21 protein-coding genes and 1 tRNA gene are annotated in these 22,094 nt (G+C 67.8%); 8 read left to right on the top strand and 14 right to left on the bottom strand.

Annotation, left to right across the window (positions count from 1 at the left end):
- Nucleotides 1-36 precede the first annotated feature (36 nt).
- Nucleotides 37-456: a DUF4190 domain-containing protein gene (locus RWO82_RS06750; RefSeq protein WP_314424999.1), complete on the bottom strand. Its 420-nt coding sequence runs from the start codon at nt 454-456 to the stop codon at nt 37-39.
- Nucleotides 457-724: 268 nt separating this feature from the next.
- Here RWO82_RS06750 and RWO82_RS06755 point away from each other — a divergent pair, with 268 nt between their 5' ends.
- Nucleotides 725-1,435, top strand: coding sequence for a beta-ketoacyl-ACP reductase (locus tag RWO82_RS06755; RefSeq protein ID WP_314425001.1), 711 nt, complete (start codon nt 725-727; stop codon nt 1,433-1,435).
- Nucleotides 1,436-1,456: 21 nt separating this feature from the next.
- Here the strand turns inward: RWO82_RS06755 and RWO82_RS06760 are convergent, their stop codons facing one another.
- From RWO82_RS06760 to glgC, 3 genes are all read right to left on the bottom strand, one after another.
- Nucleotides 1,457-2,155: an alpha/beta fold hydrolase gene (locus RWO82_RS06760; RefSeq protein WP_314425003.1), complete on the bottom strand. Its 699-nt coding sequence runs from the start codon at nt 2,153-2,155 to the stop codon at nt 1,457-1,459.
- A 32-nt stretch (nt 2,156-2,187) separates the two neighbouring features.
- Nucleotides 2,188-2,823: a phosphoserine phosphatase SerB gene (gene serB, locus RWO82_RS06765; RefSeq protein ID WP_314425005.1), complete on the bottom strand. Its 636-nt coding sequence runs from the start codon at nt 2,821-2,823 to the stop codon at nt 2,188-2,190.
- A 62-nt stretch (nt 2,824-2,885) separates the two neighbouring features.
- On the bottom strand, nt 2,886-4,127 hold the full coding sequence (gene glgC / locus RWO82_RS06770) for a glucose-1-phosphate adenylyltransferase (protein WP_314425007.1): 1,242 nt from the start codon (nt 4,125-4,127) through the stop codon (nt 2,886-2,888).
- A gap of 69 nt (nt 4,128-4,196) precedes the next feature.
- On the opposite strand from glgC, the gene glgA reads away from it, so the two are divergent.
- From glgA to RWO82_RS06785, 3 genes are all read left to right on the top strand, one after another.
- Nucleotides 4,197-5,381 carry a glycogen synthase gene (gene glgA, locus RWO82_RS06775; protein WP_314425009.1) on the top strand — a complete coding sequence of 395 codons (1,185 nt, stop codon included), beginning with the start codon at nt 4,197-4,199 and terminating at the stop codon, nt 5,379-5,381.
- Between the two features lie 18 nt (nt 5,382-5,399).
- Nucleotides 5,400-6,185, top strand: coding sequence for an ABC transporter ATP-binding protein (locus tag RWO82_RS06780; RefSeq protein ID WP_314425010.1), 786 nt, complete (start codon nt 5,400-5,402; stop codon nt 6,183-6,185).
- A gap of 109 nt (nt 6,186-6,294) precedes the next feature.
- Nucleotides 6,295-6,552, top strand: coding sequence for a type B 50S ribosomal protein L31 (locus RWO82_RS06785; RefSeq protein WP_314425011.1), 258 nt, complete (start codon nt 6,295-6,297; stop codon nt 6,550-6,552).
- A 90-nt stretch (nt 6,553-6,642) separates the two neighbouring features.
- On the opposite strand, the gene RWO82_RS06790 is transcribed toward RWO82_RS06785, so the two are convergent.
- Genes RWO82_RS06790 through RWO82_RS06800 form a run of 3 tightly spaced genes read right to left on the bottom strand, consistent with a single transcriptional unit; the run spans nt 6,643 to nt 10,230 of the window.
- Nucleotides 6,643-6,924 carry a hypothetical protein gene (locus RWO82_RS06790; protein ID WP_314425014.1) on the bottom strand — a complete coding sequence of 94 codons (282 nt, stop codon included), beginning with the start codon at nt 6,922-6,924 and terminating at the stop codon, nt 6,643-6,645.
- A gap of 53 nt (nt 6,925-6,977) precedes the next feature.
- On the bottom strand, nt 6,978-8,225 hold the full coding sequence (locus RWO82_RS06795) for an alpha/beta fold hydrolase (RefSeq protein ID WP_314425016.1): 1,248 nt from the start codon (nt 8,223-8,225) through the stop codon (nt 6,978-6,980).
- 1 nt (nt 8,226) lies between these two features.
- A complete protein-coding gene (locus RWO82_RS06800) occupies nt 8,227-10,230 on the bottom strand; it encodes a DUF262 domain-containing protein (RefSeq protein WP_314425018.1) in 2,004 nt (667 codons plus the stop codon).
- 176 nt (nt 10,231-10,406) lie between these two features.
- On the opposite strand from RWO82_RS06800, the gene RWO82_RS06805 reads away from it, so the two are divergent.
- On the top strand, nt 10,407-11,180 hold the full coding sequence (locus RWO82_RS06805; RefSeq protein ID WP_201469955.1) for a hypothetical protein: 774 nt from the start codon (nt 10,407-10,409) through the stop codon (nt 11,178-11,180).
- Between the two features lie 189 nt (nt 11,181-11,369).
- Nucleotides 11,370-11,873: a DUF3145 domain-containing protein gene (locus RWO82_RS06810; protein WP_314425021.1), complete on the top strand. Its 504-nt coding sequence runs from the start codon at nt 11,370-11,372 to the stop codon at nt 11,871-11,873.
- Nucleotides 11,874-12,009: 136 nt separating this feature from the next.
- On the opposite strand, the gene RWO82_RS06815 is transcribed toward RWO82_RS06810, so the two are convergent.
- Nucleotides 12,010-13,413 (bottom strand): PLP-dependent aminotransferase family protein, encoded by a 1,404-nt coding sequence (locus RWO82_RS06815; RefSeq protein WP_314425023.1) that lies wholly within the window; start codon nt 13,411-13,413, stop codon nt 12,010-12,012.
- Nucleotides 13,414-13,508: 95 nt separating this feature from the next.
- Here RWO82_RS06815 and RWO82_RS06820 point away from each other — a divergent pair, with 95 nt between their 5' ends.
- A complete protein-coding gene (locus RWO82_RS06820) occupies nt 13,509-14,174 on the top strand; it encodes a hypothetical protein (RefSeq protein ID WP_314425025.1) in 666 nt (221 codons plus the stop codon).
- Between the two features lie 63 nt (nt 14,175-14,237).
- Here RWO82_RS06820 and RWO82_RS06825 read toward each other — a convergent pair whose 3' ends face one another.
- From RWO82_RS06825 to aceE, 6 genes are all read right to left on the bottom strand, one after another.
- The gene (locus RWO82_RS06825) at nt 14,238-15,476 is read right to left on the bottom strand and encodes a beta-ketoacyl-[acyl-carrier-protein] synthase family protein (protein WP_314425027.1); all 1,239 of its coding nucleotides are present in this window, start codon (nt 15,474-15,476) and stop codon (nt 14,238-14,240) included.
- A gap of 87 nt (nt 15,477-15,563) precedes the next feature.
- The gene (locus RWO82_RS06830) at nt 15,564-15,812 is read right to left on the bottom strand and encodes an acyl carrier protein (protein WP_017202249.1); all 249 of its coding nucleotides are present in this window, start codon (nt 15,810-15,812) and stop codon (nt 15,564-15,566) included.
- A gap of 68 nt (nt 15,813-15,880) precedes the next feature.
- The gene (locus RWO82_RS06835) at nt 15,881-16,882 is read right to left on the bottom strand and encodes a beta-ketoacyl-ACP synthase III (RefSeq protein ID WP_314425033.1); all 1,002 of its coding nucleotides are present in this window, start codon (nt 16,880-16,882) and stop codon (nt 15,881-15,883) included.
- Nucleotides 16,879-17,799, bottom strand: a complete 921-nt coding sequence (locus RWO82_RS06840) for an ACP S-malonyltransferase (protein WP_314425035.1) — start codon at nt 17,797-17,799, stop codon at nt 16,879-16,881. The genes RWO82_RS06835 and RWO82_RS06840 overlap by 4 nt, the downstream gene beginning before the upstream one ends.
- Nucleotides 17,800-17,903: 104 nt before the next feature.
- The gene (locus tag RWO82_RS06845; protein WP_314425036.1) at nt 17,904-19,109 is read right to left on the bottom strand and encodes a helix-turn-helix domain-containing protein; all 1,206 of its coding nucleotides are present in this window, start codon (nt 19,107-19,109) and stop codon (nt 17,904-17,906) included.
- A 31-nt stretch (nt 19,110-19,140) separates the two neighbouring features.
- Entirely contained in the window at nt 19,141-21,867 is a 2,727-nt protein-coding gene (gene aceE, locus RWO82_RS06850) for a pyruvate dehydrogenase (acetyl-transferring), homodimeric type (protein ID WP_314425037.1), read from the bottom strand.
- Between the two features lie 152 nt (nt 21,868-22,019).
- On the opposite strand from aceE, the gene RWO82_RS06855 reads away from it, so the two are divergent.
- Nucleotides 22,020-22,092, top strand: a tRNA-Val gene (locus RWO82_RS06855).
- Nucleotides 22,093-22,094: the final 2 nt, after the last annotated feature.

Raw genomic sequence — 22,094 nt, forward strand, 5'->3', positions numbered from 1 at the left:
CCGCCCCGGCTCGGAGGGGGCACCGTTCGAGCGGTCTCAGGACGCGAAGATGAAGGGCAGCGTGAAGGCGCCGACGAACAGGATGCTGAACAGCGTGATGGCGATGCTGAGCACCCCGAATGCCACCATGACGTATCCCATGACGAGGCCCGCGATCGCCATGTCTCGGCCGCCCAGGCCGGGGGTCATCCGGATCTGACGTATCGCCAGGTGCCCGGTGATGATCGCCGCGATCGATCCGAGCAACGGAACGAACAGCCAGAACAGGAGCACGCCGGCGATCCCGCAGACGAGCGACGTGACGGCGAGCCCGCTCGAAGGCTGGGGCGCAGGCGCATACTGACCGCCGTAGGCGGGGTACATCGACGGGTGCGGCGCCGCGGGGTGGGTCGGCCGCGGTGCGACCGTCGAGTACGTCTGGAACGGCGGATACGCGAGCGTGGGTTCAGAGGTCACCGGCGGAGCAAGAGGCACGGTCGGCTGGTCGTCCGGTGCCACAAAAGCCGAAGCAGGCGGCGGAGGCGCCGTAGGGAGCTGAGGAGCGACGGGCGGCGTCCCGGACGACGGGATGGGGCTGGTGCTGTCGCTCACGGTGATGCCTTTCGTCGCCCTCAGGGTTTCAGGGCGGGGGGTATGTGTCAAACGTCGGGAGCCGGCCGCGGCATCGTCGGTAGGATCGTTCTCGACCAGGCCGCAGACCCCGCAGGCCGGATCGGGAGTGGAAATGAGTTCTCAGCGCGTCGTCCTCGTCACCGGGGGAAACCGCGGCATCGGACGGGCCATCGCGGAGCGCTTCGTGCGTGACGGATATCGCGTGGCGGTGACAGCGCGCACGGGCGAAGGTCCGGAGGGCACGCTGACCGTGCGGGCCGATGTCACGGATGCGGCAGCACTCGATGCCGCCTTCACCGAGGTGGAGCAGCAGTTGGGTCCGGTCGAGATCGTCGTCGCCAATGCCGGCATCACGAAGGACACTCTGCTCCTGCGCATGAGCGAGGACGACTTCGACAGCGTCGTCGCCACGAACCTCGGCGGTACCTTCCGGGTCGTGAAGCGCGCATCGAAGGGCATGTTGAGGGCTCGGTTCGGGCGAGTGATCCTGATCTCCAGCGTCGTGGGACTCTACGGCTCCGCCGGTCAGGTCAACTACTCCGCGTCGAAGAGCGCACTCGTCGGATTCGCGCGGTCGTTGACCCGCGAGCTCGGTGGACGAGGCATCACCGCGAACGTGGTCGCACCCGGGTTCATCGAGACGGACATGACCGCCGAGCTTCCCGAGGAGACTCAGAAGCAGTACAAGTCCAACATCCCTGCCGGGCGCTTCGCCACGCCCGACGAGGTCGCAGGGGTCGTCACGTGGCTGGCAGGCGACGACGCCGGTTACATCTCCGGCGCCGTCATTCCCGTCGACGGCGGCCTCGGGATGGGGCACTGACCCGATTCGGACTGAGTGATCTCAGCCGCGCGTGACGGCGGAGTCGATCAGCTCCGCCAACCTGCCCGGCACCGAGAACTGCGGCCAGTGGCCGGAACCGATGCGAACGACCTCGGCGTCCTGAATGGCTCGGAACTCGTCGGCGTACGGCCCCCACTGATCGAGCTCCGACTCGAGCGTCTCGCGATCCATCCCTCCCATGAGGAGGGTCACGGGCACCTGATGACGCGCCTCGTGGCTGAGCTCGATCGCATCGGTCGGAACACGCGCGGGCACACTCAGGGTGAGCGGCGCAGTACGTGCGCGGGTCGCGTCGTCGAGGTCCTCGACATCTTCCGCAGGGAAGAAGTCCCACCCGGGGAACGGGACGACGCCGTCGACCACCTCGAACTCGCTGATGCCGGAGCCCGAGGGCGGCGGCACGGTGTCGACGAGGACGACCCGTGCGATGCGGTCGGGGCGAGCATCCGCGACGCCCCATGCGACATTGCCGCCACCGCTGTGACCGACGACGACGACCGGCCCGGCGACCGCGTCCACCGCGGCGGCGGCCGCGTCGACCCACTCGGCGATGCCGATCTCGGAGGACTCGGCTGCGGGGCTGCCCACGCCCGGCATGGTGAGCGGATGCACGGTGTGCCCTGCACGTTCGAGCTCGGCGGTCACCTCGCTCCAACTGGACGCGTCGAGCCAGAGACCGGGGATGAGGATGATGTCCATGCGCCGACGATAGACGGGGCATCGGACATCCGCTAGGGAAGCAGTGGGATGACCTCCGAGAGGTCCTGCGGACCGATCACGAGGCTCGCCGCATCGCGCACCGCGGGCTTCGCATTGAACGCCAGTCCGAGCCCGGCGACCGCCATCATCTGCAGGTCGTTGGCCCCGTCGCCGATCGCGATCGTGGCGTGAGGGAGTACGCCGAGCTCGTCGGCCCACTGCTGCAGCGTCGCGGCCTTGGCCGTGGCATCGACGATGTCCCCGTCGACTCGGCCGACCAGCGCTCCGCCCGCCACCTCGAGGCGATTCGCGCGCCAGCGATCCACGCCGAGCCCCGGCGCGATGTCGTCGAGGATCTCATGGAACCCGCCGGACACGACACCGACGACACCACCGCGCTCGTGCACCGCCGCTGTGAGGGCGTGCACTCCGGGAGTCGGCTCCACGCGCGCGAGCACACGGGCGAGACCCGAGACGGGAACGCCCTCGAGGGCGGCGACACGTGAACGCAGGCTCGTGGCGAAGTCGATCTCTCCGCGCATCGCGGCCTCGGTCGCTGCCTGCACCTCTTCTCCGCGCCCGACCTCATCGGCGATCAGTTCGATCACCTCGTTGCGGATGAGGGTGGAATCGGCATCGAGGACGACGAGGAAGCGCGCAGCGGTCACGCCTCCGAGCCTATCGACCGTGAGTCGCCCCGCTGTGCAGGTCGCGACTCACGGCGACACGGTCATCGCTCGATGAACAGTCCCTTGCCGACCACCGTGATGCCCGAATCCGTCACGGTGAAGCCGCGCGCCAGATCTCGCTCGCGGTCGACGCCGACGGTCGCTCCGTCCGCGAGGACGACGTTCTTGTCGAGGATGGCTCGATGCACCCGGGATCCGGCGCCCACCCGCACGCCGTCGAAGACCACGGAGTCGGTGATCGTCGAGCCGCCCCCGGCGAGAGTCCAGGGGCCGACCACGCTGCGTTCCAGGTGAGTGCCGGAGAGCACCGACCCGAGCGACACGATCGAGTCGATGGCATTGCCGATGCGCCCGACCGAGTCGCGGACGAACTTCGCGGGCGGCGAGTTCACCGCCTGCGAGTGGATCGGCCATTCCATGTTGTAGAGGTTGAAGATCGGCAGTGTCGAGATCAGGTCCATGTGGGCGTCGAAGAACGAGTCGATCGTGCCCACGTCGCGCCAGTACGAGCGGTCGCGCGGGGACGATCCCGGCACGTCGTTGCGCTTCATGTCGTAGTACCCGGCCTCGCCGCGGTCGACGAAGTACGGCACGATGTCGCCGCCCATGTCGTGTCCCGAGGTCGGCGACTCGCCGTCGGCCTCGACCGCGGCGATGAGAGCGTCCGCGTCGAAGATGTAGTTTCCCATCGAGGCGAGCACCTCGTGGGGCGAGTCCTCGAGACCCGCGATGTCGGTGGGCTTCTCGAGGAACTGCTTGATGCGTCCCGATTCCGTGTCGGCATCGATCACGCCGAACTGCGACGCCATGGCGAGCGGCTGGCGGATGCCGGCGACCGTGGCCTTGGCTCCCGACTCAATGTGCGCCTCGAGCATCTGGCGGAAGTCCATGCGATACACGTGATCCGCGCCGATGACCACGACGATGTCGGGCTTCTCGTCGTTGATGAGATTGAGGCTCTGCAGGATCGCGTCGGCGGAGCCGGAGAACCAGCGCTTGCCGAGGCGCTGCTGCGCGGGCACGGATGCGACGTAGGAGTCGAGCAGGGCTGACATGCGCCAGGTCTGGGAGATGTGGCGATCGAGGCTGTGGGACTTGTACTGAGTGAGGACGACGATCTGGCGCAGACCCGAGTTGATGAGGTTCGAGATCGCGAAATCGATCAATCGGTACTGTCCGCCGAACGGCACTGCAGGTTTCGCCCTGTCGCCCGTGAGGGGCATAAGACGCTTTCCCTCGCCGCCGGCGAGGATGATGCCGAAGATCTTCTTTGGTGCGGACATGCACCAACCATAGAGGCGATTCGGCTCGGCGAACTAGCATCTGGACAACTGAGTCACTACCGTCTAGACATGCGCGTCGAGATGATCACGAAGGAATACCCGCCGGAGATCTACGGAGGTGCCGGTGTGCACGTCGCAGAGCTCGTCACGGCCCTGCGGAAGAATATCGATGTACAGGTGAGGGCCTTCGGTTCCCCGCGCGATGAGGAGGGGACGTTCGCCTACCGCACCCCTTCGGAGCTCGGCTCGGCGAACCCCGCGCTGCAGACCCTGGGCACCGACCTCGAGATCGTCGCGGCCATCTCCGAGGCCGATGTCGTGCACAGCCACACGTGGTACGCCAACTTCGCCGGGCACCTCGCCTCGCAGCTGCACGGCATCCCGCATGTGCTCACCGCGCACAGCCTCGAGCCGCTGCGTCCGTGGAAGGCGGAACAGCTCGGCGGGGGGTACGCGGTGTCGAGCGGCATCGAGAAGCTCGCGTACGAGAACGCGGCCGCGGTCATCGCGGTCAGCGCCGGCATGCGGGCCGACATCCTGCGCAGCTATCCCGCCGTCGACCCGGCGAAGGTCCGCGTGATCCACAACGGCATCGACGTGGAGCGCTGGCGTCCCGTGCAGAACCCCGCCTTCCTCGAATCCGTCGGGATGGACCCGACTCGTCCGTCGGTCGTGTTCGTGGGGCGCATCACCCGTCAGAAGGGTCTGCCCTACCTGCTCCAGGCCGCACGACTGCTGCCGCCCGAGGTGCAGCTGATCCTCTGCGCGGGAGCGCCGGACACGCCGGAGATCATGGCCGAGGTGCAGGAGGGCGTGAAGCTGCTGCAGCAGACCCGTGAGGGAGTGATCTGGATCGATCGGATGCTGCCGCGGGACGAACTCTCGGCGATCCTCACCGCGGCGACCACTTTCGTCTGCCCCTCGGTGTACGAGCCGCTCGGCATCGTGAACCTCGAAGCCATGGCGTGCGGCGCCGCGGTGGTCGGCACCGCGACCGGCGGGATCCCCGAGGTCGTCGACGACGGCGTGACCGGGCGACTGGTGCCGATCGAGCAGCTCCAGGACGGCACGGGGACACCGGTCGACCCCGAGCGCTACGTCTCCGACCTCGCGAGCGTGCTGACCGAGGTGACATCCGATCCGGAGCGCGCTCGTGAGTACGGCGAGGCGGGCCGCGAGAGGGCGCGCGAGGAGTTCAGCTGGGGTGCGATCGCCGACACCACGCGCGCGCTGTACGCGGAGCTCACCGCGTGAGCCGATAGGCTGGAGAGCATGTCGAGCGCTCTGGAATTCACCGACGTCGTCGTGCGCCGCGAGGGGCGCAACATCATCGATCACGTGACCTGGCAGGTCGACGACGATCAGCGGTGGGTGATCCTCGGCCCCAACGGTGCGGGCAAGACGACGCTCCTCCAGCTGGCCGACACGCTGATGCATCCCACCTCGGGAACCGTCACGGTCCTGGGGGAGACCCTCGGTCGCACGGATGTCTTCGAGGTGCGTCCGCGCATCGGGTTCGCGTCTTCGGCGATGGCGAAGCGCGTGCCCCGCGACGAGACGGTGCTCAACACCGTGCTCACCGCTGCGTACTCGGTCCTCGGTCGCTGGAACGAGAGCTACGAGGACATCGATGAGCGTCGTGCTCTGCGAGTGCTCGGCGACTGGCGCCTCGACCATCTCGCCGACCGCACCTTCGGCACGCTCAGCGACGGCGAGCAGAAGCGCGTCCAGATCGCCCGCGCCGTGATGACCGACCCGGAGCTCCTGCTGCTCGACGAGCCGACCGCCTCGCTGGACCTCGGTTCCCGCGAAGAGCTGCTCGCGCTGCTGAGCGGCTACGCGTCGTCGCCCACGACTCCGGCGATGCTGATGGTCACGCATCACGTGGAGGAGATCCCGGTCGGCTTCACGCACGTGCTGCTGATGAGGGAGGGGCGCATCGTCGCAGCCGGCCCTGTGGAGCAGTCGCTCACCGCCGAGACCCTGAGCGAGACCTTCGGCATGCCGATCACCCTCACCCGGGAAGACGGACGTTACGCCGCCCGGGCCGCCTCCTGATCCGGTTCTCGCTGCAGCTGAACTACTGGTAGAATCGACCCTTGGTGCATTCTGCACCGCAGACTTCCCTCGTCCCTGGCACAATCCAGGGCAGCAACTAAGGAATCCCATGAAGACTGACATTCACCCCGAGTACAAGGCAGTCGTGTTCCGCGACCTCGGTTCGGGAGAGACGTTCCTCACCCGTTCGACCGTCACGAGCGACAAGACCATCGAGCTGGACGGCACGGAGTACCCCGTGATCGACGTCGAGATCTCGTCCGCTTCGCACCCGTTCTACACGGGCAAGCAGCGCATCATGGACTCGGCCGGTCGTGTCGAGAAGTTCAACCAGCGCTTCAAGGGCTTCGGCGGATCGACCAAGTAACGATCCCCGCGATCGAAGGCCCCGTGTTCCTCGGAACACGGGGCCTTCGTCGTCTCGGGGCGGACCGCGAGAGCAGCACGCTCGCAGGCGTCAGACGTCGATGACGATGCGCTCTCCCTCGATTCGGCCCAGCGGGTCGCCAGGCGCCGGAGCGGGAGCGGTGCGCTGAGTCTGACGATCGCGCTCTGCGCCCGCCTCGTGAGCGGACGGCATCCACACCGCGTCGAATGATCCGCCCAGACCGCCGCCTGCGCTCTCGTACTTCTTCTCGAGAGGGGTCCGGGCGTAGACCGCGACGATCACCACCACGATCGCGGTCGCGGCGATGAGGAGGATCGCGATCGTCAGCAGAATCCCGAGAGCGTCGGCCATGACTCCAAACTATGCGGAACGCCTCGCCTCGACATCCACCTGCAGGAGGATGCTCAGCGGATGCGTCGACCCTGAGCGAGGTCGATGAGGTGGGTCAGCACGGGTCCCGAGCGCAGACCGTTGTGCTCGTGCTCGCTCGTGACCCAGAGTTCGACGCCGGGAAGCAGGCGCGCTGTCTCGAGTGAGAACTCCATCGGGACATAGACATCGTTCGCGTACACGGCCGCGGCTCCCGTCGCCCGAGACGCGGCGATCGCCACCTCGTCGTAGATCCGGGGCCATTCGACGTCGGCCAGCGCCAGCGTGACGTCACGCCAGGGCTGGAAGGCCGGCACCGTCTCGGTCCATTCGCGGCGGATGTGCTCACCCGTGAACAGAGTGACGTCATCACGGAAGTCCTGGGGCTCCACGCGCTCCGCCGACCAGCGTGTGGCGTGGCCGTTCGCGTAGCTGGACTCGTGGAACGCGAAGTACAGCGGGTTGCGGCCGCCGTAGGGCATCGCGTGCATGAGGTCGTGGCGGAACGCGTTCGACGCGGGATCGCGCTCGAGCAGCGACCACAGCGTCTGCCATCCGTCGTTCGTCCCCAGCGCAGAGCCCACGGACCGCAGCCGCGACCGCGAGACGACCTCGCCGTCAGGCAGCACGATCTCTCCCGCATCCGCGCGGTCGACCAACCGGCGCATCACATCCCGGTGCTCGGGGAACCGGCGGTAGTACCGTTCGGAGGCGGCGCGCATCTTGTCGTAGCAGAGCGCGTAGACCTCGTCGGGGTGCCGGTTCACCGTGCTGAGTCCGCCCGTGATGAAGACGTCGGCGAGCGAGTCCGCGTCGGTCGACAGATAGGCGAGCGTCGTGAACCCGCCGAAGGACTGACCGAGCACGCTCCAGGTCTCGGCGCTGAGGTGCTCGCGCATCGCTTCGCAGTCGCGGACGATCGCGTCGGCGCGCAGATGCGTGAGGTACTCGGCGACCTCGGCAGCGCCTCGCTCGAGGTCGTGGTCGCCGACCGGCGTCGAGAGTCCGGTGCCGCGCTGGTCGAGCAACACGACCCGATAGTGCGCGAGTGCCTCATCGAGCCACGCGGGGGAGGAGGAGGCATGGAAGGGGCGCGGTGCCTCGTGCCCGGGACCGCCCTGCAGGAACACCAGATAGGGGAGGTGCTCTCCTCCTTCGCGCGTCACGACGCGCGCGAAGATGTCGATCGTGCGGGTGTCGGCCTCGTCTCCCCATACGAGCGGCACGGTCAGAGTGTGCTCTTCGACCGTCAGATCGAGGAGGCGGCGGATCTTCGTGGTCATGTCACATCACATTCCCGATGTAGGAGTACTTGACGAAGACCTCGGAGGCGATGTCCGCCTCGTCGAGCACGCCCTGCACTGCGTTCATCATGTAGTTCGAGTCCCACCCCATATAGAGGTGGTGTGTCTCGTCGAGCTGATCCCACTGGCCCTTCCAGGCCATCCCCTCGTAGATCGGACCGCCGTGTCTGGAGCAGTAGGCGATCGCCGCTTCTCGCGTATCGGTCCACGCGCGTCGGAAGACGCGGTTGAAGAGGTGCTTGACGTCGAAGACCTCCCAGCGCTCCCCGCGATACTCCACGTACTCGAATTCGCGCTCCCACCCCGCGGGCCACCCGCGACGGCGAACGGCGTCGAGGATGGGGGTGAGCCCGTCGTCGTCGATCTCGGGCAGCGCGGGGCGGGCCCAGATCCTCAGCAGGTCGGAGGTGAGCCGGATGGTCCTCTCGGAGATCGCGGCGGTGCCCCACGCGGGAGTGTGCTCGAGCGCTCGCGTCTCGGCTACGGCGCTGCGCGAGTAGGCGAGGTCGCGCTTGACCACGTAGGACTCGCCGAAGACGCGCTCGGCGAGGTGTTCCTCGAGCAGAGTGAGGTTGCCGAGCGTCGGTGCGAGCGCCCGATGGGCGTTGCGCTCGTCGTCGGTGTATTCGAGCCAGGGGCGAATGCCGTCGCCCGACCAGCTGTCGCTCGGAACAGTGGGGACGATGTGCTCCACGTCGTAGCGACTCGTGTCGTCCACACCTTCGAGTCGACCGAGGACGTAAGCAGGATGCGGGAGCTCGCTGTACTTGAGGACGGCGCTCACCCGCTCGTCCGAGGGCGTGATGCGCGCGAATGCACGAGCCAGTGCATCTCTGCCGTCCGCGCGTGCCCGGCACAGTCGGGCGACCAGTCTCTCGTTGGGAAGGTTGACCAGCGTCCGGCGCAGATACATCGTCTGGATCCACTCCAGCGTCTCCAGGAGTTCGTCGCGATGGATGTCCCCGCGTGCATGGTCGCTGTACACGCTCATGACGAGCGGGTACGACGCGCGCCCGAACGTGTTGACGAACCGCAGCTGCTGCGCGATCTCCGGATCCCGCTCCCGCGAGGGATCGAGCAGGACCGCATAGACCTCGGCGTAGTGCTTCCAGACCTCGGCTCCGGCGCGGAGATGATCGAGGTCCACACGGGGGAACGAGCGCCGGAACGCGCTGTACACGCCGTGCTCGCCGTTGGCCGCGACCTCTCGTCCCGTCGTCATCACGAGGAAATGACGCCAGAAGGCACCGATCGTCTCACCCGTGAGCTGTTCGATCGGCATCCAGAATCGTGCCTCTACGTCGAGCTGCTCGCCGTGCGTCAGCCCCATCAGGATGTAGTTGTGGATCAGCTCGTGGTCACGCAGAGGTTCGCCGGTCGAGTTGAGGCTCTCGAAGATCTGCTGCGCGTTGGCATCGGCGCCGAGAGTGATCGACACGTGCTCGAGCTGCTTCAGTCCGCGCCAGATCAGGGGCGCCTCGTCAGCGTGCACCTGACTGCGGAAGAACGCGTAGTTGTCGTCGAAGCGCGACTCGCGGTCGGCGTTGTCGCCGCGTGCGAGGATCACGGACTCGTAGAGCTCGGCCCAGGCGTCGTGCGGGCGCAGCTTTGTTCGCGAGGCGTCGTCGGGGCGCACGAGCACACGGTCGAGCTCTGCGACGAGATCGGGCGAGGTGTCCTGCACGGCGTGCCGAAGGGCGGCGACGAGAAGCATGAGCGTCGTGATGCGCTGCTGGCCGTCGATCAGGACGAGGTCGGTGTCGGCCTCGCTGTCATCCGCCGCGGACAGGATCGACCCGATGAAGTGACGGTGCGAGGAGTCTTCGCGCGCAACGGCGCGGACGTCGGAGAGCAGCTGCTCGCAGCCGCCGATGTCCCACCGGTACTGGCGCTGATACACCGGCACGACGATGGTCGTGGAGTCTTCTGCGAGCCACTCGATCGTGTTGACAGCTGTCGCCTCGACGTTGGTCGCAGTGCTCATGCTGGTGTCTCGTCCTCCCGTAACGCCCGACGCCGGGGAGTCGCCAGGCGCCCGATTCAGTCTATTCGCTTATTCACGGCGGCCCTCGGCGGCGCTCCAGAGGTGCCCTGTTAGGCTTGCCTTATCAGGGCCTGTTAAAACGTGCTGGCCCCCGATGAAAGGATCTGGTTCAGATCATGGGATACATCAAGTCCGCCGCGCTCGAAGACAAGGGCTTCGTCGTGCTCGACAGCTACGACCAGGAGCTCGACCCCAAGGAGTGGCTCGACATCGAGTACAACGACTGGAAGTCGTCGGGTGACACCCGCTTCGCGCCGCTCGCCAGCGCCAAGGGTGAGATCGAGTGCAACGGCTTCTGGAACCACAAGCCGCCGCGTACCGACAAGGACGGCGTGTGGATCGACTCGCAGACCGCGAAGGCCCCGAACCTGACGCGCCGTGCGCAGGAGCCCGGCGCCAACGTCGGCCGCTGCCGCGTGATCGAGCTGCAGCCGACCCCGTACGGAGAGTGCCTGTACAACCTCCACCAGGACGACAACAACCGTCTGAACCCCGACGGCACCGGCTGGGTCGTGCGCGGATTCTTCAACCTCAGCGATGACAAGGACAGCTTCTTCGTCCTCCGCGAGAACCGCACCGACCCCAGCATCGAGTACCGCATCGCGCTGCCGGCCGGCGCCCAGCTGATCGTCGACACGCAGCGTCTGTGGCACGCCGCGACCCACGTCGGCACCGAGCCCCGCTACTGCCTCATCACGTCATGGACCTCGGGCCCCGAGCTCGACGCCTACATCGAGAAGTACCACGGTACGCAGGACGTTCCCAACGTCGAGGTGCCGCAGGAGGTCCTCGAGGCCGGCTACGCGGAGCAGGCTCGCCGTGACGCTGCTCGCGCCGCGTACTACGCAGCCAAGGGCCAGCAGGTCAAGCAGGCCATGAGCGAGGCGTGATCGTCGTCTGATCCAGGGCCGCTCGCGGTCCGAAGGCCCCGGCCCCTGAGGCCGGGGCCTTCGTCGTCCGAATCACATGCTTGTTATTTCGCCCGGTGTGGGCGAGAATGGCCCCATAACCGCATATTCACGCCAGTTCTCGTTGTTTCAGGTCGTTGGGGAAGACGCACCTGATGAAACGGAGAGATCATGGCGACGGCTTACGCACGCGGAGTGGTGTTCATCCATTCCGCACCTCGCGCGCTCTGCCCGCACCTGGAATGGGCGGTGGGACGCGCTATCGGTCGTGCGGTGAACTTCGACTGGAGCGACCAGCCGGTGCTCGACGGCGCACGTCGTGCCGAATTCTACTGGGACGGTCCGGCAGGGACAGGCGCCGCTCTCGCGACCGCGATCCGTGGCTGGGAGCATCTTCGCTTCGAGGTCACCGAGGATCCGACGCCGCGCAGCGACGGCGGACGGTGGCTGCACACCCCGGATCTCGGCATCCACTACGCACAGACGGATGCCGCAGGCAACATCGTGATCGGCGAGGACCGCATCCGCTATGCCATGGAGATCGCGGCGGGCAGCGCGAGCGAACTCCAGCGCGAGCTCGATATCGCCCTCGGCTCCGCCTGGGACGAGGAGCTGGAGCCGTTCCGGCACGCGAGCGACGACGCGCGCGTGGTGTGGCTGCACAAGGTCGGGTAGACGACCCCAGAGACCTGGAACGGGAAGGCGCGAGTATCGGATGCCGGTGAGCGATCCCGGACGCTGAGAAGGTGAATCCCCGTTCCACGCATGACGAAGACCCCGCCCCTGATGACAGGGGCGGGGTCTTCGTCTGTCAGATGACGGCCGAGCGCGGCATCTCGGCGCCGGCCGCGGAACCTCCGGTCACGATGTCGTCCCAGGCGAGACGCAGGCGGGCCATCGCATCGGCGGTGCGCTCCGGTGGCAGGGTGATCGGGAGTCGCAGGCGCCTCTCCAGCACGCCGCCCGTGGAGAACCGCGGCCCCGGAGGGAGGATCAGCCCATGATCGCGTGCGGCCAGAGACAGTGCGGTCGATACGGGGGAGCCCAGATCGAGCCAGACGGAGAGCCCGCCGCTCGTGCGGGGCATGGAGATCGTCTCGAACGACGCGAGTCCCGCTGCCACGGCGTGGCGACCTGCATGAAGGCGGGACGCGACGTGTGCGGTGAGTGCCGGCATGTCCTGCAGCAACTCGACGGCGATGCACTGCTCGAGCAGCGCCGTGCCGAGCTCGAACGACGGGCGGGCGGCGAGCAGGCGGGTCATCACCGAGCGCTCGGCCCGGATCCAGCCGATGCGCATGCCTCCCCAGGCGATCTTCGACATCGAGCCCACCGTGATGATCTGCGGGCTGAACGCCCCGAACGGGAGGGGAGCCCAGCCGCGATCGATGTCGAGCTCCGCGGTCGTCTCATCGACGATCAGGTGTGTGCCGACGCTGCGGGCAGTGGCTGCGATCCGTGAGCGCGCGGCGTCTGAGAGTGTGGCGCCGGTGGGATTGTGGAAGTCGGGGATGAGGTACGCCACGTGCGGGCGCCCGTGCAGCAGCGTGTCGGTGAGGTGGCGTTCATCCCATCCGGTCACGTCCACCGGGGTCGGCAGCGGCCGGTACCCGTGGCGATGGAGCGCCTCGAGCGCGTGCGGGAATGTGGGCTGCTCGACGAGCGCGCGCTCCCCTCGACGGCCGATGGCGGCGAGCACGAGGTTGACGGCGTTGAGAGCGCCCGATGTGATCATGATCTCGTCGGCATGCGTCGGGAGGCCACGCTCCGTGAAGCGCCGGGCGACGGCCTCTCGCAGCTCGGGAAGGCCCCGCAGAGAGTATCCGCTCGTGCCGCGCAGGGCAGCCAGTCGCGGCAGTGATCGTACCGTCGCGTCGTAGAGGCCGGGCGTCGAATCCATCGACGCGATCGACAGATCGATCGCGGACTCGTCGGGTGCGCTCTCGGCCGAGGACGCGGTGTGCGGCAGCGTGACACGGGTGCCGCCGCCGTGACGGCGCGAGACGTAGCCGTCGCTCTCGAGGAGGTCGTAGACGCGGGTCGTCGTGGAGCGTGAGCGTCGCAGCTCGAGTGCGAGCGATCGCTCGCTCGGCAGCCGCTCACCCACCGTGAGTCGGCCGTCGAGGATCAGCGCGCGGACATGCTCGGCGAGGGCTTTGGCCGTGGCGCCGGCGACGTTGTGGACGCCGAGTTGCTGGACGAGCCGTGAGGTCATGAGTCCAGCATGCCGCAAAGTGGCCTGAAGAATACAGGCCACTTCTCGGCGAGTGGTCTCGTGGATCCGCTGCACGACTGGGCCAGCATGGAGGGATGCAGCTGCGTTCCGTCTTTCTCCCGATCCGCGCCACCAGTCGTAAGGACGTCGTCGAGCGCATCGCGCAGCTGCTCGTCGGACTGTTCCTCTACGGGGTCGCCCTGGGGCTCATGGTGCGCGGCGGGATCGGTGTCGCGCCGTGGGACGTGCTCGCCCTGGGCGTCTCCGGGCAGACGGGCATCGGATACGGTGTGGTCACCGTGCTGGTGTCGGTGCTCGTGCTGCTGCTGTGGATCCCCCTGCGGCAGCGTGTCGGCCTCGGCACCCTGCTCAACGCGCTGCTCGTCGGACCCAGTGCCGATCTGGCCCTCGCCGTCATCCCGGCACCGCCGTCCGTCTGGGTGGGAGCCCCGATGTTCGTGGCGGGGCTGGTGCTGCTCGCATTCGCCACCGGGCTCTACATCGCGGCGGACTTCGGTCCCGGCCCGAGAGACGGCCTGATGACAGGACTCGTGGGGCGCACGGGATGGCCCGTCTGGCTCGTGCGGACGCTCATCGAGGGGAGCGTCCTGCTGGTCGGCTTCCTGCTCGGCGGGCCGGTGGGCGTCGGCACCGTGCTCTTCGCCTTCGGCGTGGGGCCGCTCATCGGCTGGTTCCTGCCGTGGACCACTCGTGTGCGCGCAGCGAGATCACAGCAGCTGTCGCGGTCGACCGCGCACTAGACCCGCGCACAGACGAGAGCGGCCCTCGGGAATCCCGAGGGCCGCTCTTCGTATCGCCCTGCGTCAGTCGGCGCTCGCGAACACGGCGACGGCGTTGTGGCCGCCGAAGCCGAACGAGTTGCTGATCGCGTAGAGCTGTCCGTCTCCCAGGGGCTGTGCCTCGCCGGAGAGGCGGAACGGCACCGCGGGGTCCGGCTCCGTCATGTTGATCGTCGGCGGCGCGACCCGGTCGCGGAGCGCGAGCAGCGAGAAGATCGCTTCGAGCGCTCCGGTGCCGCCGAGCAGGTGGCCCGTCGACGCCTTGGTGGCGGATACCGGGATCTCGTCGATCCGGTCGCCGAACACCTTCTTGAGTGCGACGTACTCGTTGGGATCGCCGACCGGAGTCGACGTCGCGTGCGCATTGATGTGCGCGACCTGGTCGGCGGTGATGCCGGCCTCCTCGAGAGCCTGTGTGACGGCGCGCGCCGCACCGTTGCCCTCGGGGTCGTTTCCCGTGATGTGGTACGCGTCGGCGGTGACGCCGCCGCCCAGGACGTAGCCGTAGATCTTGGCGCCGCGTGCCTTCGCATGGTCCTCGGTCTCGAGGATCAGCGCGGCTGCGCCCTCGCCCATGACGAAGCCGTCCCGGTCGATGGCGCCGGGGCGCGAGGCGGTGGCGGGGTCGTCGTTGCGGCGCGACAGCGCCTGAGCCGAAGCGAACGAGGCCATGGTGATCGGATGGATGGCCGATTCGGTACCACCGGCGATCACGACGTCGGCGAGACCGTCCTGCAGGTGGTGGAAGGCGTGGATGATCGACTCGGTGCTGGACGCGCACGCGCTCACGACGGTCTGCGCGTACGCGCGAGCCTGGAACTGCAGAGACAGGTTGCCGGCCGCGGCGTTGGGCATGAGCATCGGAACGGTCAGCGGCATCACGCGTCGGGGGCCCTTCTCGCGCAGGGTGTCCCACGCGTCGAGAAGAGTCCAGAGGCCGCCGATCCCGGTCGCGAAGTCGACCCCGAGCCGTTCCGGCGCGACCTCGGGCGACCCTGCGTCGGCCCAGGCTTCGCGAGCCGCGATGAGGGCGAACTGCGACGACGGGTCGAGTCGCTTCGCCTCGTGGCGGGGGAGGACCTCTTCGGGGCGGACGATCGCCTCGGCGGCGAAGGTCACGGGGAGTTCGTACTGCTGCACCCAGTCGTGCTCGAGGGTGCGAGTGCCGGACACGCCTGCGAGGAGGTTGGTCCAGTTCTCGGGAGCTGTCCCGCCGATGGCGGACGTGGCGCCGATGCCGGTGACGACGATGCGCTTGGTCATGTGTGGTTCCTTGTCAGGCGGGTCGAGCGGAAGGCGGGCAAGCCGGATGCCACGCCCCGCGAGTGCGGGGGTGGCATCCTGCGTGGATTACTCCTGGCCTGCGACGATGAAGTTGACGGCGTCGCCGACGGTCTTGAGGTTCTTGACCTCGTCATCGGGGATGGTCACGCCGAACTTCTCCTCGGCGTTGACGACGATCGTCATCATCGAGATCGAGTCGATGTCGAGGTCGTCGGTGAACGACTTCTCGAGGGCGACCTCGGAGGCGTTGATGCCGGTCTCGTCGGTGATCAGCTCTGCGAGGCCAGCGAGGACCTCATCGTTGGTGAAAGCCATGTGGTCTTCCTCTTTCTTACGGGTTGTATTCGGAACCGTGGAACAGTCTAGGGAAAGTCGGCGCCTTGTCAGGGGAGGACGACGACCTGAGCGGCGAACACGAGGCCGGCTCCGAAGCCGATCTGCAGCGCGAGACCGCCCGACAGCTCCGGGTGCTCGGCCATCAGACGGTGGCTCGCGAGCGGGATGGACGCGGCAGACGTGTTGCCGGTCGTCTCGATGTCACGAGCGATCACGGTCGTCTCGGGCAGCTTGAGCTGCTTGGCGAACTCGTCGATGATGCGCATGTTCGCCTGGTGCGGGATGAATGCCGCGATGTCGGTCGGCTCGACGCCGGCCTTGTCGAGCGCCTCGCGGGCGACCTTCGCCATCTCCCAGACGGCCCAGCGGAACACCGTCGGTCCTTCCTGGCGGAGCGTCGGCCACGGCACCTCGCCGTCGCGGAACTGCGTGAGGGTGCCGTTCATCCCGACGGCGTCGGCCTTGGAACCGTCGGAGCCCCAGACAGCCGGAGCGATTCCCGGCGTGTCGCTCGGGCCGATCAGAGCGGCGCCCGCGCCGTCGCCGAGCAGGAACGAGATGCTGCGGTCGGCGGGGTCGACGATGTCCGAGAGCTTCTCGGTGCCGATGACGAGCGCATAGCGAGCCGCTCCCGAGCGGATCAGCGCGTCGGCCTGGGTGACCGCATAGGCGTACCCGGCGCAGGCCGCGTTGATGTCATAGGCCGCCGCGGGGTTGGCTCCCACTCGGTCGGCGACGATGGCCGATACCGACGGCGACTGCTTGGGGTTGCTGATGGTCGCCACGATCACGAGATCGACCTGGTCGGCGGGGATGCCGGACTTCTCGATCGCCTCGGCAGCGGCGGTCGTGGCGAGGCCGATCGCGTCGGTGCCCTTGTCCGCGCGAACACGGGTCACGATGCCCGTGCGCTGGCGGATCCACTCGTCGCTGGAGTCGATCGGGCCGATGAGGTCATCGTTCGGCACGGCGTTCTCGCCGCGCGCCGCACCATACGAGTAGATGCGGGTGTATGCGGGGCCGGTGATCTGGTTCAGGGTCGGGCTCATGCGGCTTCTCCGTTCAGCAGCGCCACGGCTGCGTCGAGATCATCGGGGGTCTTCACGGCGACGGTCGGCACGCCCCGGAGGCCGCGCTTGGCGAGACCGGTCAGCGCTCCGGCGGGAGCCAACTCGATCAGACCGGTGATGCCGCGGTCGGCGAAGGATGCCATGCACAGGTCCCAGCGCACGGGGGACGAGACCTGGTCGACGAGATAGGTCAGCGCCTGCGAGCCGTCGCTCACGACCGAGCCGTCGCGATTGGTCCACAGCGTGATCTCCGGGTCTGCGGGAGAGACGGTCGACACGGCGTCACGCAGCGCGGCGACCGCCGGCTCCATGAACGAGGTGTGGAACGCGCCGGCCACCTGCAGGGGGATCACGCGCGTGCCCTTGACGGGTTCGGTCGCGAGGGCGTCGAGACCCGCGAGCTCGCCGGCGACGACGAGCTGGCCGCCGCCGTTGTAGTTCGCGGGAGACAGCCCCAGTTCGCTGAGACGCGAGAGGACGGCCTGCTCGTCGCCGCCGATGACTGCGCTCATTCCGGTCGGGGTCTGCGCTGCAGCATCCGCCATCGCGCGGCCGCGGATGCCCACGAGACGCATCCCGGTCTCGGCGTCGATCACTCCGGCGCTCACGAGCGCCGCGATCTCGCCGACCGAGTGCCCGGCGACGCCGTCTGCGCGACGCCCTGCGCGCGCTGCGAGCGCGGCGCCGGCGATGAGCGAAGCCGCGACGATCAGCGGCTGCGCGATGCGCGTGTCGCGGATCGTGTCGGCGTCGGACAGCGTGCCGTGCTGCCGAAGGTCGACCTCAGCGGCCTCGGAGTAGCCGGCGATGGTATCGGAGACGCCCTCCAACTCGAGCCAGGGAGAGAGGAAACCGGGGGTTTGGGAGCCCTGTCCCGGGCACACGACGACAATCACATCCCCAGTCTGCCAACGATCGGGCCGAAGTGGTGGATGATCCATCACAAGATTCGGAAGATCCCTTGTGTGTGGCGTACAGCAGACGGGGGTCTGCGCCGGGTTCAGCGTGTCGTGCGCCGCAGGGGCGGTCGCCTGCGGACCTGCTCGGCGGCTCCGATCGACCCGAGGATCAGAGCCGTCTGCAGGATGAGTGCCTCGCGGGGACCGGTGGCATCCCACCCGATCACCTCGCTGACGCGCTTGAGTCGATAGCGCACGGTGTTCGGATGCACGAACAGCTCTCGTGCGGTCGCCTCGAGAGAGCGTCCGTTGTCGAGATAGCTCCACAGGGTCGTCACGAGGTCGGTGGAGTGTGTCTGGAGCGGCCGATAGATCCGCTCGACGAGTGTCTGCTTCGCGAGGGGATCGCCGGCCAGAGCGCGCTCTGGGAGGAGATCGTCGGCATCTACGGGGCGCGGGGCTGCACGCCACGCGCGCGCGACCGCGAATCCGGCGAGGGCTGCGCGTGCACTCTGGCTCGCGTCGACGAGCGCCGCCACTGCGGGGCCCAGCACGACGTATCCGGGACCGAAGGAGGGCTCGAGCCGTGAAGCGATCTCTTCGAAGCCGAGCTCTTCCTCTTCGCCCTCGGCCGGCTCCTGGCCGGCCACCCGTGCCCTGCCGATCACGAGCACGAGTCGTGATCCCTGAACGCCGATGAGCACGTCGACGGCGAGCTTGCGTGCGGTTCGGCGCACCAGATCGACGTCGAACTGCGGGGGAGTCGTGCCGACGAGAACCGCGACCTCGCCGTGGCCGTGCCACCCGAGGGCCGCGATCCGGCTCGGCAGCTCTTCGTCGGCCTCGCCGGTGAGAATCGAGTCGACGACGAGGGCTTCGAGACGTGCGTCCCAGAGGCCCCGCGCCTCGGCCGCCCGGGCGTAGACGTCCGCGGCGGCGAAGGCGACATCGCGCGAATAGAGCAGGATCGCTTCGCGGAGATCGGCACCTCTGCCCGCGACCCGCTCTTCCGTCACCTCGACGGTCACGCGGATCAGCTGCAGCGTCTGCTGCAGGCTGACGCTGCGCAGGAGCTCACGGGGCGCTGCGGCGAAGATGTCCGCGGCGATCCAGGGAGTCGACGTCGGATCCTCGTACCACTGGATGAAGGAGGTGATGCCGGCCTGAGCCACCAGCCCGACCGCGGAACGGCGGGCTGGTGGCATATCGGCATACCAGGGGAGGGTGTCCTCGAGGCGCTTGATCGTCACCGAGGCGATGTCGCCGGAGATGCGGCGCAACCAGGTGAGCGTGGCGGACTTGTCCATGCCGCGCGAAGAGGAACCCGTCACCGATGACTCAGCTTTCGCCGCCCGCGTTGCCGCTGGTGCCGGCGTTCACATCGTGCAGGCTGTACTTCTGGATGGCCTGCGCGGCGAGAGAGCGGTCGACGGCCCCGTCCTCCGCGAGCGACTGCAGCGTGCGAACGACGATGGACGGGCCGTCGATCTTGAAGAAGCGACGGGCCGCCGCACGCGTGTCGGAGAATCCGAAGCCATCCGCGCCGAGCGTCGCGAAACGCTGCGGAACCCACGGCCGGATCTGGTCCTGCACGGCGTGCATGTAGTCGCTCACCGCGACGACCGGGCCCTCGGCGCCCTGCAGCTTCTGCGTGAGGTACGCGGTACGGGGCTCTTCCTCGGGGTGCAGGAAGTTGTGCTCGTCGGCGGCGAGGCCGTCGCGGCGCAGCTCGGTCCAGGAGGTCACCGACCAGACGTCGGCGATCACACCCCAGTCGTTCTTCAGCAGCTCCTGAGCCTCGAGAGCCCAGGGCAGGCCGACACCCGAAGCGAAGAGCTGAGCACGGGGACCGTCTCCCTCGCCGACCGAGACGCGGTGGATTCCGCGGACGATGCCGTCGACGTCCACGTTCTCGGGCTCCGCGGGCATGACCATCGGCTCGTTGTAGAGCGTGATGTAGTACATGACGTTCGGATCTTCATGCGCGCCGCCGTACATGCGCTCGATGCCCGAGCGCATGATGTGCGCGATCTCGTAGCCGTAGGCCGGGTCGTAGGAGATCGTCGCCGGGTTGGTGGAGGCGAGCAGATGCGAGTGACCGTCGGCGTGCTGCAGGCCCTCACCCGTGAGGGTGGTGCGCCCGGCGGTCGCGCCCATGATGAACCCGCGGGCCATCTGGTCGCCGGCCGCCCACTGCGCGTCGCCCGTGCGCTGGAAGCCGAACATCGAGTAGAAGAGGTAGACGGGGATCAGCGGTTCGCCGTGCGTCGCGTACGACGTGCCGGCTGCCGTGAACGCCGCGAGAGCACCGGCCTCGTTGATGCCGACGTGCACGATCTGGCCCTGCGGGCTCTCCTTGTAGGCGAGGAGGAGCTCACGGTCGACCGAGGTGTAGTGCTGGCCGTTCGGGTTGTAGATCTTCGCCGAAGGGAAGTACGCGTCCATTCCGAACGTGCGCGCCTCGTCGGGGATGATCGGGACGATGCGGTGCCCGAAGTCCTTCGAGCGCAGCAGATCCTTCAGCAGACGGACGAACGCCATGGTCGTGGCGATCTCCTGCGTGCCCGAGCCCTTCTTCGGCAGTGCGTAGGCGGAGTCGTCGGGCAGCGAGAGCCCGACGTGCGTCGAGCGCCGCTCCGGCAGGAAGCCGCCGAGAGCCTGACGGCGCTCGAGCATGTACTGGATGGTCTCGTCCTGGGGGCCCGGGTTGTAGTACGGGGGCAGGTACGGGTTCTCCTCGAGCTGCGCGTCCGTGATCGGGATGTGCATCGCGTCGCGGAACGTCTTCAGATTGTCGAGAGTCATCTTCTTCATCTGGTGGGTCGCGTTGCGGCCCTCGAAGTGCGGACCCAGGCCGTAGCCCTTGACGGTCTTCGCGAGGATGACGGTGGGCTTGCCCTTGTGCTCGGTCGCGGCCTTGAACGCGGCGTAGACCTTGCGGTAGTCGTGGCCACCGCGCTTGAGGTTCCAGATGTCGTCGTCGGAGTAGTCCTTCACGAGGGCTGCGGCGCGCTCGTCGCGGCCGAAGAAGTGCTCCCGCACGTAGGCGCCCGACTCGGCCTTGTAGGTCTGGTAGTCGCCGTCGGGGGTGACGTTCATGAGGTTCAGCAGCGCGCCCTCGGTGTCACGGGCGAGCAGGTCGTCCCACTCGCGACCCCAGACGACCTTGATGACGTTCCAGCCCGCTCCGCGGAAGAACGACTCGAGCTCCTGCACGATCTTGCCGTTGCCGCGCACCGGACCGTCGAGGCGCTGGAGGTTGCAGTTGACGATGAACGTGAGGTTGTCGAGTCCCTCGTTGGCCGCCACCTGCAGCTGTCCGCGGCTCTCGACCTCGTCCATCTCGCCGTCGCCCAGGAATGCCCAGACGTGCGACTGCGACGTGTCCTTGATACCCCGGTTCTCGAGGTACTTGTTCGACATCGCCTGGTAGATGGCGTTGATCGGGCCGAGACCCATCGAGACGGTGGGGAACTGCCAGTACTCCGGCATCAGACGCGGGTGCGGGTACGACGGGAGACCGTGCGGCGCGTGCGACTTCTCCTGACGGAAGCCGTCGAGCTGGTCTTCGCTCAGGCGCCCTTCGAGGAAGGAGCGCGCGTACGTGCCGGGCGATGCGTGACCCTGGATGAAGATCTGGTCTGCTCCACCGGGGTTGTCGGCACCCTTGAAGAAGTGGTTGAAGCCGACCTCGTAGAGCGCGGCCGACGAGGCGTAGGTCGAGATGTGTCCGCCGACGCCGATGCCGGGGCGCTGTGCGCGATGCACCGTGATGGCCGCGTTCCAGCGGATCCAGGCGCGGTAGCGACGCTCGATCTCTTCGTCACCGGGGAACTCGGGCTCGTTCTCGGCGGCGATGGTGTTGATGTAGTCGGTGGTCGGGACCATCGGCACGCCCAGATGCAGCTCCTTCGAGCGCTTGAGCAGGCTGAGCATGATCTCGCGGCCACGCCCGTGGCCCTTGGCGTCGACGAGCTCGTCGAGCGACTGCTGCCACTCACCCGTCTCTTCCGGATCGCTGTCGAGGGGGCCCTGGGAGTACGGATCCTGGTCGTGCACAGTCACGGGGAGCCTTTCGTCAAGCTGGCAGGTCATGCCAATGAAACGGGAAGCGACGCGGGCAGCCTTGTCGGCTGTGCACAACGCGTGCCGCCCTCAGCCTATCCCTCTTCCACGACATCAGCGCGCACGGGGTCGTCTGTAGACTGGATGCACCAGGGCCTTTAGCTCAGCTGGTAGAGCGCCACGTTTACACCGTGGATGTCGTCGGTTCGATCCCGGCAGGGCCCACC

Origin of the sequence: uncultured Microbacterium sp. (genome assembly GCF_963521645.1) — a bacterium.
In the GTDB taxonomy this organism is placed as follows: Bacteria; Actinomycetota; Actinomycetes; order Actinomycetales; family Microbacteriaceae; genus Microbacterium.

Excerpts from the sequence above, each read along its gene's own strand:
- RWO82_RS06755 (WP_314425001.1), top strand. The coding sequence starts at position 725 with ATGAGTTCTCAGCGCGTCGTCCTCGTCACCGGGGGAAACCGCGGCATC.
- RWO82_RS06760 (WP_314425003.1), bottom strand. The coding sequence starts at position 2,155 with ATGGACATCATCCTCATCCCCGGTCTCTGGCTCGACGCGTCCAGTTGG.
- glgC (WP_314425007.1), bottom strand. The coding sequence starts at position 4,127 with ATGTCCGCACCAAAGAAGATCTTCGGCATCATCCTCGCCGGCGGCGAG.
- glgA (WP_314425009.1), top strand. The coding sequence starts at position 4,197 with ATGCGCGTCGAGATGATCACGAAGGAATACCCGCCGGAGATCTACGGA.
- RWO82_RS06780 (WP_314425010.1), top strand. The coding sequence starts at position 5,400 with ATGTCGAGCGCTCTGGAATTCACCGACGTCGTCGTGCGCCGCGAGGGG.
- RWO82_RS06785 (WP_314425011.1), top strand. The coding sequence starts at position 6,295 with ATGAAGACTGACATTCACCCCGAGTACAAGGCAGTCGTGTTCCGCGAC.
- RWO82_RS06790 (WP_314425014.1), bottom strand. The coding sequence starts at position 6,924 with ATGGCCGACGCTCTCGGGATTCTGCTGACGATCGCGATCCTCCTCATC.
- RWO82_RS06795 (WP_314425016.1), bottom strand. The coding sequence starts at position 8,225 with ATGACCACGAAGATCCGCCGCCTCCTCGATCTGACGGTCGAAGAGCAC.
- RWO82_RS06800 (WP_314425018.1), bottom strand. The coding sequence starts at position 10,230 with ATGAGCACTGCGACCAACGTCGAGGCGACAGCTGTCAACACGATCGAG.
- RWO82_RS06805 (WP_201469955.1), top strand. The coding sequence starts at position 10,407 with ATGGGATACATCAAGTCCGCCGCGCTCGAAGACAAGGGCTTCGTCGTG.
- RWO82_RS06810 (WP_314425021.1), top strand. The coding sequence starts at position 11,370 with ATGGCGACGGCTTACGCACGCGGAGTGGTGTTCATCCATTCCGCACCT.
- RWO82_RS06815 (WP_314425023.1), bottom strand. The coding sequence starts at position 13,413 with ATGACCTCACGGCTCGTCCAGCAACTCGGCGTCCACAACGTCGCCGGC.
- RWO82_RS06820 (WP_314425025.1), top strand. The coding sequence starts at position 13,509 with ATGCAGCTGCGTTCCGTCTTTCTCCCGATCCGCGCCACCAGTCGTAAG.
- RWO82_RS06825 (WP_314425027.1), bottom strand. The coding sequence starts at position 15,476 with ATGACCAAGCGCATCGTCGTCACCGGCATCGGCGCCACGTCCGCCATC.
- RWO82_RS06830 (WP_017202249.1), bottom strand. The coding sequence starts at position 15,812 with ATGGCTTTCACCAACGATGAGGTCCTCGCTGGCCTCGCAGAGCTGATC.
- RWO82_RS06835 (WP_314425033.1), bottom strand. The coding sequence starts at position 16,882 with ATGAGCCCGACCCTGAACCAGATCACCGGCCCCGCATACACCCGCATC.
- RWO82_RS06845 (WP_314425036.1), bottom strand. The coding sequence starts at position 19,109 with ATGGACAAGTCCGCCACGCTCACCTGGTTGCGCCGCATCTCCGGCGAC.